Annotated in this window: 11 protein-coding genes; 7 read left to right on the top strand and 4 right to left on the bottom strand. The window is 59.2% G+C overall.

Annotation, left to right across the window (positions count from 1 at the left end):
* A complete protein-coding gene (locus HMPREF2849_RS03785) occupies positions 1 to 858 on the bottom strand; it encodes a hypothetical protein (protein ID WP_016422771.1) in 858 nt (285 codons plus the stop codon).
* A 65-nt stretch (positions 859 to 923) separates the two neighbouring features.
* Here HMPREF2849_RS03785 and HMPREF2849_RS03780 point away from each other — a divergent pair, with 65 nt between their 5' ends.
* The 3 genes from HMPREF2849_RS03780 to HMPREF2849_RS03770 all read left to right on the top strand — a co-directional run bounded on the left by HMPREF2849_RS03780 (position 924) and on the right by HMPREF2849_RS03770 (position 3,768).
* Complete coding sequence (locus HMPREF2849_RS03780; RefSeq protein WP_049170585.1) at positions 924 to 1,778, top strand: DUF3097 domain-containing protein; 855 nt, start codon at positions 924 to 926, stop codon at positions 1,776 to 1,778.
* A gap of 60 nt (positions 1,779 to 1,838) precedes the next feature.
* Positions 1,839 to 2,276, top strand: coding sequence for an NfeD family protein (locus tag HMPREF2849_RS03775; protein ID WP_070602619.1), 438 nt, complete (start codon positions 1,839 to 1,841; stop codon positions 2,274 to 2,276).
* A 91-nt stretch (positions 2,277 to 2,367) separates the two neighbouring features.
* A complete protein-coding gene (locus HMPREF2849_RS03770; RefSeq protein WP_048734130.1) occupies positions 2,368 to 3,768 on the top strand; it encodes an SPFH domain-containing protein in 1,401 nt (466 codons plus the stop codon).
* Positions 3,769 to 3,772: 4 nt separating this feature from the next.
* On the opposite strand, the gene HMPREF2849_RS03765 is transcribed toward HMPREF2849_RS03770, so the two are convergent.
* On the bottom strand, positions 3,773 to 4,345 hold the full coding sequence (locus tag HMPREF2849_RS03765; protein WP_049190712.1) for a hypothetical protein: 573 nt from the start codon (positions 4,343 to 4,345) through the stop codon (positions 3,773 to 3,775).
* A gap of 127 nt (positions 4,346 to 4,472) precedes the next feature.
* Positions 4,473 to 5,144 (bottom strand): TVP38/TMEM64 family protein, encoded by a 672-nt coding sequence (locus HMPREF2849_RS03760; protein ID WP_052317814.1) that lies wholly within the window; start codon positions 5,142 to 5,144, stop codon positions 4,473 to 4,475.
* Between the two features lie 386 nt (positions 5,145 to 5,530).
* Between HMPREF2849_RS03760 and HMPREF2849_RS03755 the strand changes: the two genes are divergently transcribed.
* The 3 genes from HMPREF2849_RS03755 to meaB all read left to right on the top strand — a co-directional run bounded on the left by HMPREF2849_RS03755 (position 5,531) and on the right by meaB (position 10,830).
* The gene (locus HMPREF2849_RS03755; RefSeq protein ID WP_070858592.1) at positions 5,531 to 7,423 is read left to right on the top strand and encodes a methylmalonyl-CoA mutase family protein; all 1,893 of its coding nucleotides are present in this window, start codon (positions 5,531 to 5,533) and stop codon (positions 7,421 to 7,423) included.
* 8 nt (positions 7,424 to 7,431) lie between these two features.
* On the top strand, positions 7,432 to 9,651 hold the full coding sequence (gene scpA / locus HMPREF2849_RS03750; RefSeq protein WP_070862621.1) for a methylmalonyl-CoA mutase: 2,220 nt from the start codon (positions 7,432 to 7,434) through the stop codon (positions 9,649 to 9,651).
* A 66-nt stretch (positions 9,652 to 9,717) separates the two neighbouring features.
* A complete protein-coding gene (meaB, locus tag HMPREF2849_RS03745; protein WP_070862620.1) occupies positions 9,718 to 10,830 on the top strand; it encodes a methylmalonyl Co-A mutase-associated GTPase MeaB in 1,113 nt (370 codons plus the stop codon).
* A gap of 60 nt (positions 10,831 to 10,890) precedes the next feature.
* Here the strand turns inward: meaB and HMPREF2849_RS03740 are convergent, their stop codons facing one another.
* Positions 10,891 to 11,223: an ArsR/SmtB family transcription factor gene (locus HMPREF2849_RS03740; RefSeq protein ID WP_048734120.1), complete on the bottom strand. Its 333-nt coding sequence runs from the start codon at positions 11,221 to 11,223 to the stop codon at positions 10,891 to 10,893.
* Positions 11,224 to 11,409: 186 nt separating this feature from the next.
* On the opposite strand from HMPREF2849_RS03740, the gene cls reads away from it, so the two are divergent.
* Positions 11,410 to 12,903, top strand: coding sequence for a cardiolipin synthase (gene cls / locus HMPREF2849_RS03735; RefSeq protein ID WP_070862619.1), 1,494 nt, complete (start codon positions 11,410 to 11,412; stop codon positions 12,901 to 12,903).
* Positions 12,904 to 12,981 lie beyond the last annotated feature (78 nt).

The raw sequence follows: 12,981 nt of genomic DNA, 5'->3' as shown, positions 1-12,981 counted from the left end.
CTAGCGGGTCCACTCCTGAATCGCGTATTCCACCGCGCTCATCCGCGCCTGCCGGATCTTTCGCCACAGCGGGATGAGCTGCGCATCAAACGCGGCGCTGCCGTGCCCCGACTCGCTGCCCTGTGCCACCGCCAGAATCGACGACACCCGATCAGCTCTGGCGAGCACTCCCAGTGCACGGCGCGGCACATCATCCGGCACAAAAGCCATGTCCAGGTGATCATCGAGCATGCCGACCATCAGCCGGGGATCCACCTTCGGGGCACCACTGCTTGACGACGTCAGCGGTGAACGCGGCATCGCCGCAATCGTGGCAGCCGCAACCCGCGCCGCATCTGCCAGCTGTAAATCCGCCTCGCCAGGGGAGAGATAGGCCGGCTCGGGAATGTGGCCTTCCAGTGTGTACCAATGCCACTGCGGTAGGCCTGGCACCGGCGTTGTCACTGGTATGAGCACATGGTTCCAGCCCGGCTCCGCATCCGCAATCACAATGGCCGAGCCTGCTGCGCGTGCAGCTTCAGCGGCGTCGGTTCCCGCAGGCAGTGCAGGTGCATCACCGGGCCCGGAGAGAATGAGGCGGACGAGGGGACGGTGGTCACTGTGCCAATCTCCCGCTTCAGTAACCGCTCGAAGAAGGCGGAGCATGTCGCTTCGATCGAGATCAGCGTCGCAATCGATGACATTCGGAACCGTGGCGTCGGCAAGCACGAACGTCCCCGGAACTGACGTGGGTCCGCCGAGCGAGTCTAGCGCGTCGAGGAGATGATCGTAGTTTTCCAAACCCGACAACCACGCGCCCAGCCAAAGGGCGATGTGCTGAGTTGGACTCCAGACCTGGTCGAGAACACTGCGCTGCATAGTGCAGCTCATCCTAGTGCAGCGTGTCGTTGGTCCCGTAACCGATGCTGTTAATCTCAGTACCCATGAGCTTTCAAGACCCGTACCGCAATCAGGACGTGTTCGCTGGCGCACGTGGCCACCGCCGTCGTATCCCACAGCCGGCACGCGAGGTGACAGCAGAAAATGGTGTTGTCGTCGAGGCGTCCTATGACGGATTCGTCGGTGCAATTATCGGGTTGGAGAAAACTTTCGACGGCTGGTGCGTCCGGCTGGAGGGCCGCCACGGCAAGTCTCGGCTGTTTCCCATGCACGAGCGCGGTTTTCTCATCGACGGCAAACCTGTGACTCTGGTGCGTCCGAAAGCACAACCCAAAAAGCCCTCGCAGGATCTGTCGGCATCGGGCTCGCGCAAGGTCCACAACGTCAAGGCCAAGGTTGCTCTCCCCAGCCGTATCTGGGTCGAGGGTATTCATGACGCGGCAATCGTCGAGAAGGTGTGGGGCCACGATCTGCGTGTTGAGGGCGTAGTCGTGGAGTATCTGGAGGGCTTGGACAACCTTCCAGAACGCTTGGCCGAATTTGGTCCGGGTCCGAAGCGCCGCGTCGGAGTCCTGGCAGACCACTTGGTGGAGGGCAGTAAGGAAAGCCGCATGACTCAGCAGCTCGGCCCGCACGTGATGGTCACAGGCCACCCGTTTATCGATGTCTGGCAAGCGGTCAAACCCTCGTCGGTAGGCATCGAGGCATGGCCGGAAGTTCCCTACGGGGAGGACTGGAAGACAGGAATCTGCCGTCGCTTGGGCTGGGGAGACGACCCCAAGGAGGGCTGGCGACGTGTCTACGCAGGTGTACACACCTACCGTGATCTGGAGTCAGATTTGATTGGCGCAGTTGAGCGCCTGGTCGACTTCGTAACTGAGCCACATATGCAGTACTGACCCCGGAATACTGGCTCCACTCGCCCCACATTTGTTCTGCAAAGTAGGTAGGGTGAGGGCGTGATTCCTCTCCTTTGGCTCGGAGCAAGCCTCCTACTGGTTCTCGGTGAACTCGCAGTCGGAGATTTAGCACTGTTAATGCTCGGAGGTGGTGCACTGGCAGCGTCCGGTGCGAGCCAGCTTGGAGCGCCGCTTTGGCTGTCAGTGGTTATCTTCGCCGTTATGTCCGCCGCACTCGTGCTGACAGTTCGCCCTGTGTTGCGCAAAAAGATGGCAAAACCGGACAAGTCCGCCGAACTGGAGTCGCGTCCGGAACTGCTAGCGGGCCGTCATGCTGAGGTCATCGAGCCAGTTTCTTCGTCAGCGGGTCTGATTAAGGTCAACGGCGAGTTGTGGAGCGCGCGCAGTCTTCTGACTGCGCAGACCTTCGATGCGAAGGAAAGAGTCACGATTGTAGAGATTTCGGGCAATACCGCAGTAGTGGACAAGCTGCTCTGAGCAGTCAACTCACTTAAAGGGCGCTCGGAGCACTCTTAGTAACTGACCATTAAATAACTGACCACACAGTTTCTAGCTACGGGGGAATCTCATGGAAGGCTTTATCATCCTCGTCGTTTTCATTCTCGTGGTTGTTACCTTGGTTCTCAAAGCGATTGTCCTGGTTCCTCAGGGTGAAGCGGCAATCGTAGAGCGACTGGGACGATACACGCAGACACTGAACAGCGGCCTGAACTTCATCATCCCGATCATTGACCGAGTGCGCGAGAAGGTTGATACCCGTGAGCGTATGGTTACCTTCCCGCCACAGGCAGTGATCACCGAAGACAACCTGACTGTGGCTATCGATACCGTCGTGACCTTCCAGGTCAACGAACCGGATCGGGCAATTTACGGTATCGACGACTACATCTTCGGCGTCGAACAGATCACCACCGCAACGCTTCGCGACGTCGTGGGTGGCCTGACACTGGAAGAGACACTGACTTCCCGTGACTACATCAACCGCCGTCTGCGCGGCGAGCTGGACGAGGCCACTGCCAAGTGGGGTCTTCGTATCGCTCGTGTGGAGCTGAAGGCCATTGAGCCGCCACCGTCGATTCAGCAGTCGATGGAAAAGCAGATGAAGGCCGATCGCGAGAAGCGCGCCATGATTCTGACTGCGGAAGGTACCCGCGAAGCCGACATTAAAACTGCTGAGGGCCGTAAGCAGGCACAGATTCTCGCCGCCGAAGGTAACAAGCACGCAGCAATTCTGGCTGCTGAAGCTGAGCGTCAGGCAACCATTCTGCGCGCTGAGGGTACTCGCGCCGCTACCTACCTTGAGGCACAGGGTAATGCTCGCGCTATCCAGAAGGTCAACGCAGCTGTTAAGGCTTCACAGTTGACACCTGAGATTCTTGCCTGGCAGTACCTGGAGAAGCTGCCTGAGCTGGCAAATAAGGACGGCAATACTGTTTGGATGATTCCGTCGCAGTTTGGCGACAGTCTCGAGAGCTTCGCTAGGGCTTTCGGCAAGAAGGATGCCGACGGTGTCTTCCGCTATGAGCCTCCGGCCGTGAGCCGAGAGACCAAGGAAGAGGCTGAGCAGGGCCGCGACGAGAACTGGTTCGACATGTCGACTAATCCGGAGTTGGCTCGTGCAGTTGCCGCGGCGAACGAGGTCGCTAACCGCCCGGTTGATGATCCGGTAGCTGCAGCAGCTGGTAATACCCCTGAGAGGAAGAAGAATCGCCGCGCTGATTCGGCTCAGCCCGCTCAGCCTGAACAGTTGGGTGGCCAGAACGGCCCGGCAGCGGTTGAACCTGCGACACCGGCTGCGCCCGCTGCGCCGGCCACACCGGCTGCGCCGTCAGTTCCTTCCGGCAAACGTGACCTGCCCTCGGCTCCTGGCACCGGCAATACCAATGCAGGCGGCGGTACACACTCCGCCGAGCGTCCAGATTTTTCAGGATGGTCACGTGACCCTTACGCCCCAGAAAATGGGCAGTAAGCTTTTATAACTCATCAGCTCGCTGAAGCAGGTGGACGGCCAGGTTCCATCCGGCCAGCTCCGCCTGCCAGCCAGCTGCTGCGAGGCGCTGATTGACGGCCTGCTTTGAAACTCCCAATTCTTCCGCGGCCTCTACCTGTGAATAACCAGCGCGAACCAAACCAGTTGCCTCGCGGCCTTCGGGGGACCTGCGAGAGATAACGTGGTGCAGCAATGTGAATGCTGCACCAATATCCTCCGAGTAATCCTTACCACGCGGATTGTTAGTCCGAATGCGGGTTTTTACCGTGCCGGCCCTGCCTCCCTTACCGATGACTGAGCTCGATGCCAGATGCGCTTGCTCAATGTCGTCCTGAGGACAAACACCGATACCTATCGCCCAGTCACCTGCGGCCAATAGCGCCAGCACAAGCGTGGTGACTCCCACAGCATTTTCAGGAGCTGCGCGAAGCTCTTCGATACCTGCAACCTCAACAGTTCCTACGCCTTCCAGGCCGGAAAGTGCCTGCGCAGAGGCCTGAACGTGATCTGCCCTGCGAGTAGATCGACCGCGATACCTGGCAAAGACTGAATACATACGCTCTAGTCTAGCCCCACCCCTTGACAGTTGGGCTAAGACACTTTCCTTCCCTCCGCACACTCACGGGCGCCCCACACCAACTCGCCGAAAACTCACGTCTAGCTCAAGAGCGCCAAGCGGTGTTTTAACGTTTCGAAGAACCGGTTACGACAGGGAACTTGGCGTCCGCAAGAAGTCCCAGCAAGCCAAGCACGAGCAGAATTCCCGTGGCCACCGCAAAGCGCACGTCGAAGCCGACCAACAGCGCGTCGCCAAGCAGAACGACGGCGAGTGTGTTCGGCGCCGAACCTAGGGCAGTGGCGATGATATACGGCACGATGCGTATCGACGACAGTCCACAGGCGTAGTTGAGAAACGAAAATGGCACGCCAGCAATCATGCGCAAGCTGAGCACTGTGAGCCAGCCGCGTTGCTCCAACCGATGGTCGAGACTGAGAAGACGGCGGTTGGTCAGGTGCGTGCGAAACCAATCGCGTCCCAAAAACCGCACAATGCAGAGGGAGAGAAGGGCAGAAACCGTCGTCGCAGTAATTGCCAGCAGGAAACCGAGCACTGGCCCGAAGAGAATTCCGGAAGCCAAAGTGAATACGGTGCGGGGGATTGGGAACTGAGTCAGTGCAACGTATGCGAGAAAGTAGAGGAGCGGGAACCAGTCACCGGCATCGATGGACCACTGCCGGATGGTAGCGACCGTGGGAACATCGACGTACAGCGTGACGACGACCCCCACACCTACGGCTAGCACCAGTAGAACCTTTTTGAGTGTAGGGGTAATTCGCACATCGGATACGTTCACCCATTTGAGGTTACCGGGGATTGCGGGGAAGCGTGTGACCTGCGCATTGGAGGCTCTGCGAGGAGGGCTAGTCAGCGGCTAAAGGCGTTTGCCCATTATTTCACTAGGATGGGAATCAAGGTCACTATGCCTTGGCTCGAGCACTTGACGTGCCCGTCAGCACAAAACCGAACGTAAGGGTATTGCACAAATAGCTGAAAAGTTCAGTGCATGGACACTCGGGTGAGTCTTAGCGTCTGACTAGTGGCTCTTATTGACTATTGGAGGAAGCCAACGCCTTTAGATCCCTTTCTGTCGCGGAGAATTCGGAAGTTGTCGCAGCCGAATTTCCTCGGTCATGGATTGATAGAGGCGTTGCTTAGAACATGTAAGGGAGAAGGTCTGTCGTGACTGACCGAACGACCCCCGAATCACCTTCCACGCTGCCACCAAACTTCGAGGAATTGCAGAATTCCTGGTATCAGGGCGTGGCCAAGGTATTCGCGCGGGTGCACAAGCAAGACGTTGCAGATGTACCGCTCGATATTTGGAAACGACTGATTCAGACCACCTATGACGGTGTCGATGTTCGCCCGCTCTACACCCGCGCGGACGAGCTCGCGGAAAGCCCAGCTCCGGGCCAGTTCCCATTCGTCCGTGGCGCAAAGGTCACTTCGGACAACACCAACGGTTGGGGCGTTCGGGAAACCTTCGGTCGCCAGTACCCAGGTGAGGATGCACTTGACCCAAAGGCCGTCAACGAGACTCTGCTGACTGCCCTGGAAAACGGCACCACGGACATCCGCCTGGACTTCACCGGCTCCCTCGAAGCCGCTGATGTGCCGGCTCTGCTCAACAACGTCTACGTCGACCTTGCTCCGATTGCCGTGCATGCTGGTAAGAAGACTGCGCAGGTTGCGGAAGCACTGACGTCCTACATCGAGCAGGCGAACCCGACTAATCCGGATAACATCGCAGTCGAGCTTTCTGCAGCTCCGCTGACCTCCGCTTTTGCCGGTATTGACGATGTCTCTCTCGACGAGGCCACTCAGCTGGCCGTCAAGGCGGCTAAGCAGCCGGGCGACGTCCGCGCCCTGCTTGTCGACGGCGTTGTTTTCTCCAACCTGGGTGCAAACAACATCCAGGAGATTGGCTACAGTCTCGCCGTTGGTGTCGCCTACTTGCGTGCGCTGACCGAAGCGGGCTTGAGCGCTGAAGAAGCCCTCGGCCAGATCGCTTTCCGCTTTGCCGCTACCGACGACCAATTCGACACCATTGCGAAGTTCCGCGCCGCTCGCGTTCTGTGGGCCCGCGTTGCTGAGGTTATCGGCGCCCCTGAAGCTGGCCGCGCTCCGATGCACGCTGTGACCGCCCCGGTCATGTTCAGCCAGCGCGATCCGTGGGTCAACATGCTGCGTGTGACTGTCGCCTCCTTCGCCGCAGGTGTCGGCGGTGCCTCCTCAGTTGAGGTTCTGCCGTTTGATTACGCAGTTGTCGGCGGCATGCCGAACGTCTCCAAGACTTTCAAGGCTCGCATCGCTCGCAACACCAACCTGTTGCTGCTGGAAGAGTCTCACCTTGGGTACGTCGCCGACCCAGCAGGTGGCTCCTACTTCGTCGAAGACCTGACCGAGGAAATGGCCGACAAGGCGTGGGAGATCTTCACTGCCACTGAGGCCGGCGGCGGTTTCGCCTCCGCGCAGGCCGATATTCGCACCGCCCTGGACGCTACCTGGGAAAAGCGCCGCGCCGACATCGCACACCGCCGCACCAAGGTCACCGCTATCAACGAGTTCCCGAACCTGGCTGAAGCCCCACTGGCTCCCGAGGCTCGCCCGGAGGGCGACCCGATTCGCCGTTGGGCCAGCGACTTCGAGGCACTGCGCAACCGCTCCGATGACTTCCTGGCTGAAAAGGGCAACCGTCCGCTGATTGCCATGCTGCCGCTGGGTCCGCTGGCCAAGCACAACATCCGCACTGGTTTTACCTCCAACCTGCTGGCTTCCGGCGGTATCGCCGTCGCCAACCCCGGCCAGGTTGTGCCGGGCGAGGCCGGTTTCGAAGAGGCAGTGAAGGCCTCACCGATTGTCGTGCTGTGCGCAGCCGACAGCGAGTACGAGGCCTCGGGCCAGGACGCTGTCAAGGCCGCCCGCGCCGCCGGCGCTAAGGAGGTCTTGGTGGCCGGCTCCGAGAAGAGCTTCGCCAATGCCGCTGAGGACGCTCGCCCCGACGGATACCTGAACATGACCATCGATGCTGTCGCGGAGCTGTCCCGACTGCTGAACGAACTGGGAGCGTGAAGGAAGTAATGACCACCATCCCAAATTTCGCTGACATCTCCCGCAACACCGACGACGCGGCCGCTGCCACTAACAAGGCAGCTGCCGCGGAAGCTGGTGAAGTGTGGACCATTCCAGAGGGCATCGATGTCAAGCGCGTCTACGATCGCGCTGACCGCGACGCCGCTGCCGCCGAGGGCCACCCGGTAGATTCTTTCCCGGGTATCGCCCCATTCATGCGCGGGCCGTACCCGACCATGTACACCAACCAGCCGTGGACTATTCGCCAGTACGCTGGCTTCTCCACCGCAGCTGAGTCCAATGCCTTCTACCGCCGCAACCTCGCGGCCGGCCAGAAGGGCCTTTCGGTCGCTTTCGACCTGGCTACCCACCGTGGCTACGACTCGGACAACCCGCGTGTGTCCGGCGACGTCGGTATGGCCGGCGTGGCAATTGACTCGATTTACGACATGCGTGAGCTCTTCCAGGGCATTGACCTGGGCGGCGTCTCGGTGTCTATGACCATGAACGGCGCTGTGCTGCCGATTCTGGCCTTCTACATTGTCACCGCTGAAGAGCAGGGCGTTTCGACCGAGCAGCTGCGCGGTACGATCCAGAACGACATTCTCAAGGAGTTCATGGTTCGTAACACGTACATCTACCCGCCGAAGCCTTCGATGCGAATCATCTCCTCGATCTTCGAGTACACCTCGGCAAAGATGCCGAAGTTCAACTCGATTTCGATTTCCGGCTACCACATTCAGGAAGCGGGCGCGACGGCCGACCTTGAGCTCGCTTACACGCTTGCCGACGGCATCGAGTACCTACGGGCCGGTATTGACGCTGGCCTGGAAGTTGATAAGTTCGCTCCGCGTCTGTCCTTCTTCTGGGGCATCTCGATGAACACCTTCACCGAGATCGCCAAGCTGCGTGCAGGCCGCATCCTCTGGTCCGAGCTGGTTGGCAAGTTCGGCCCGAAGAACCCGAAGTCGCAGTCCCTGCGTACTCACTCGCAGACCTCCGGTTGGTCGCTGACCGCTCAGGATGTCTACAACAACGTCGCGCGTACTGCTGTTGAGGCTATGGCCGCAACACAGGGCCACACCCAGTCGCTGCACACCAACGCACTGGACGAGGCCCTGGCACTGCCGACTGACTTCTCAGCCCGTATTGCTCGTAACACTCAGCTGCTGCTTCAGCAGGAGTCCAACACCACGCGTCCGGTTGATCCGTGGGCTGGTTCCTACTACATCGAGTGGCTGACTAATGAGCTGGTCAAGCGTGCACGCCAGCACATCGACGAGGTCGAAGAGGCCGGCGGTATGGCACAGGCCACCATCGAGGGCATTCCGAAGCTGCGTATTGAAGAGGCCGCAGCTCGTACGCAGGCTCGTATTGACTCGGGCCGTCAGGCTCTCATCGGCGTGAATAAGTACCAGGTCGAAGAGGACGAGGCCATCGAGGTTCTCAAGGTTGAGAACTCCCGCGTGCGCCAGGAGCAGATTGACAAGCTGGCTCGCCTGCGCGCCGAGCGCGACGAGGAAGAGGTTCAGAAGGCACTGGCCGCTCTGACCGACGCTTGCCGTAACCCGGGTGAACCGGGGGACCTGGACAAGAACCTGTTGAAGCTCGCTGTCGACTGTGCTCGCGCCATGGCCTCCATCGGTGAAATCTCCGACGCCTTGGAAGAGGTCTTTGGCCGCCACCAGGCCGAGATTCGTACCCTCTCCGGCGTCTACAAGGACGAAGTTGGCAAGGAGGGTGCCGTGTCCAACGTCTCCAAGGCCATCGCCATGGCCGATAAGTTCGAAGAGCAGGAAGGTCGCCGTCCCCGTATCTTCCTGGCCAAGATGGGCCAGGATGGTCACGACCGTGGCCAGAAGGTCATCGCGTCCGCCTACGCGGACCTCGGCATGGACGTTGACGTGGGACCGCTGTTCCAGACTCCGGAGGAGGCCGCCAAATCGGCAGTCGACTCGGATGTCCACGTCGTCGGTGTTTCTTCACTAGCCGCCGGACACCTGACGCTCGTTCCTGCCCTGCGCGATGAGCTGGCAAAGCTGGGGCGCGAGGACATCATGATTGTTGTCGGTGGTGTTATCCCACCGGGCGACTTCCAGGAACTCTACGATGCCGGCGCCGCGGCTATTTACCCGCCGGGCACTGTCATCGCTGATTCGGCAATCGACATGATGACCAAGCTCTCTAACGAGCTGGGCCTCGACCTTGCCGTTGACGAAGAGTCCTAAATAACTACCGCATCCGCGCTGGGCTGACTGTTCAGCTCAGCGCGTTGTCGGAATTGAGAAGTAGCGATGAACGAGTATCTTGAAGAAAACCTGGGCACCCTCGTCACTACCGCTGGCACGGTCGTTGAGGGAAAGACCGCTGTAGCCCCCGAAGTCGTCCGCCGTGCGCGACGACGGATTGATGTCGACGACCTCTTTGAGGGCGTGCGGGCTGGAAACCGCACTAAGTTGGCTCGGGCAATCACGCTGCTGGAGTCGACTGCTCCGGCGCATAAGGTGCTGGCTCAGGAACTACTGGTGAAGTTGCTACCATTTTCCGGCAAGGCCATGCGCGTCGGACTTACCGGCGTCCCCGGCGTCGGTAAATCAACCACGATTGAAACCCTCGGGCTAAAGCTGATCGAGGAAGGCCACCGCGTTGCGGTGCTGGCCATCGACCCGTCGTCGACGAAGTCCGGTGGCTCGATTCTGGGCGACAAGACCCGTATGTCCCGGCTCTCGGCCGCGGATGAGGCCTTCATCCGTCCGTCGCCCTCTGCGGGCACGCTCGGTGGTGTCGCCAAGGCAACGCGTGAGGCCATGATGGTGCTCGAGGCCGCAGGCTACGACATTGTCATCGTCGAAACTGTCGGCGTCGGCCAGTCCGAGGTCGCGGTGGCCCAGATGGTGGATACGTTTGCGTTTCTGGCACTCGCCGGCGCCGGTGACCAACTCCAGGGCATCAAGAAGGGTGTGCTGGAGATGGCCGACGTGATTTCTATCAACAAGGCGGATGGTAAGAACTTGCGTCCGGCAAAGCGCGCTGCGCGTGATCTGATGACGGCCATGAAGATGGTTCGCTCCTCAGACCAAGTCTGGACGCCACCGGTACTGACTATGTCGGCATTGGAGGACGACGGCATCGACAAGTTCTGGCAGGCCATCGAGGACCATGTCGCGGCTATGCACGAGAATCATCTCTTTGATGAAAACCGCGCTAACCAGCAGATTAAGTGGATGTGGTCCATGGTGCACGAAACGCTCTTGCAGCGGCTCAACACCAATGAGGCTGTGCAGACAGAGAGCACCCTGGTGGAAAAACAACTCCGCTCGGGGCAGCTGACACCGACGCTCGGCGCCCAGCGCATCATGGAGGCATTTGACCAGGGAAGGGCATCGAACCCCGGGCTCGCCAACTAGGTTCTGAAGGGCGCGGGGTTTTCGTCGTAAAGCGAGTAAAGCGGGCGTATCCGTGTGCGCCTACTGACCGCGGTGATGGGGCGGATCGCTGTAGAGCGTGTGTTCGGCGAAGTGGAGAGCGTTGACCACGAGGTTGGTAAGGTGCTCGTCGGGCTGAGAGTAGAAGCTAGACGTGCCCTCCTTACGGGTCTGCACCATATTGGCCATGCGCAACTTCGCCAGGTGCTGAGAAATCGCGGGGACGGGGCGATCGAGCGCGCTAGCGATGGCGGTGACGGTCATCTCCCCGTCACGGAGGAGCGACAGGATCGAGAGACGCGTCTTGTCGGCCATCAACTTCAGTACGTTAGTGGCAACGTCGAACTCGGTGCTCGTAGGAGCCTTCTCAGTCATTTGGAGGGGTAGTCCTTTCGAAGTCGACATGCCAAACGCTTGCGATGTTCAATGAGTTGAACCTTACTACGTATTGATACCAGTATTCAATTTCAGATGTCACAATAGGCTGTCACGAAAAGGGGAGAGTGCACCTAAGGGGCCGCGACCAAAGGTACTGAAAATTCCTTCAGTAATATCATCTGCATGGATTGGTTGATGGGTACCTTCCCGTGGCTGGTGGAGGACTTAACGTGGTGGCAAGTACTATTTTTCGCACTCGACTACACGATTAAGTTCATCGCGATTGGATGGGTGCCGGAAAACCGAAGCCCATCGGCTTCGACGGCGTGGCTGCTGCTGATTCTGCTGATTCCATTTATCGGCCTACCTCTGTTCCTCTTCCTGGGCTCGCAGCAGATTACGGGCCGTCGGCATGAGGTACAGGCACTGGCACAGGAGCTCATTGCGGAACGTACCGAGCATCTGCCCGACGTACCGGACGATGCCGAGATAGAAGATGACGTTGTCAACGTATTCAAGCTCTCGCGCCAGCTCACGGGAATGCCGGCAATTGCCAGCGCGGAAAAGGGACTTTTCACCGAATTCGACGCCTCCATTGACCGCATGATTGAGACCATCGATGCGGCCCAGAAATCAATCCACGTGCAGTCCTACATCTTTGCACTGGATTCCAGCACGGAGCCTTTCATACAGGCTCTTGAACGCGCGCACGACAGGGGACTAGAGGTCAAGGTACTGGTCGATCCAATTGGTTCGTGGAAGTACCCCGGCTACTACAAGCTGAAAAAGCGCCTGGACCAGGCTAAAATCTCCTGGCACCCGATGCTGCCCGTGAGCTTGCTGAAGCTCACCTGGCGCCGCCTGGATCTGCGTAATCACCGCAAGCTCGTAGTTGTTGACGGCGACATTGTATTCATGGGCTCGCAGAATTTGATTGAGCCCGAATATCAGAAGAAAAGGAACCATAAGATCGGCCGTCGCTGGGTGGACACGTGGATTGAGCTCGAGGGCGATATTGCGCTGGCCTTCGACGCAATTTTCGCGGTTGATTGGACCAGCGAGCTATACAAGACCCCAGACGCCACCAGGGACTATTCACTCCACAACACCGAAGTCAACGACAACTACAACGTTGTCCAGGTGCTGCCGTCGGGTCCGGGCTTCAGCACGGAGCCGAACCTGCGCGTCTTCAATAACATGATCTACCAGGCACACGAGCGGATTATCGCCGTCAGCCCGTACTTCGTCCCCGACGAATCCATGCTCATGGCGCTGACCTCTGCCGCATATGGAGGCATCGACGTCCAGCTCTACGTCAACGAAGAGTCCGATCAGTTCATGGTCGGCCACGCGCAGCAGTCCTACTACCAGGCACTGCTAACCGCTGGCGTGAAGATCTACCGCTATCCGGCGCCTGCGGTCCTGCACTCCAAGTTCATGGTTATCGACGACCGCATGGCCATGTTCGGCTCCTCCAATCTGGATATGCGCTCGTTCGGCCTCAACTACGAGATCACGCTTCTTTCCGCCGCCGGTTCCATCGTGGACAAACTGATCATGCTTGCCGACGAGTACCGCGACAAATCTTTCCTGCTCACCCAGGAGGAATGGAATGACCGGCCCCTTCGTCAGCGCTACCTGGACTCTGTTTTCCGCTTGACCTCGGCGCTGCAATAGGGCAGTCCCATTGGTCCGACAGACAAAGCAAAAATCCCGAGAGCTGGGGTTAAGTGACAAAAAGTGTGTCTGATTTTC

It is taken from the genome of Corynebacterium sp. HMSC073B01, assembly GCF_001838255.1.
Lineage (GTDB): Bacteria > Actinomycetota > Actinomycetes > Mycobacteriales > Mycobacteriaceae > Corynebacterium > Corynebacterium jeikeium_D.
The sequence above is the reverse complement of the archived record's forward strand: the minus strand, read 5'-3'. Positions and strand labels throughout refer to the sequence as shown.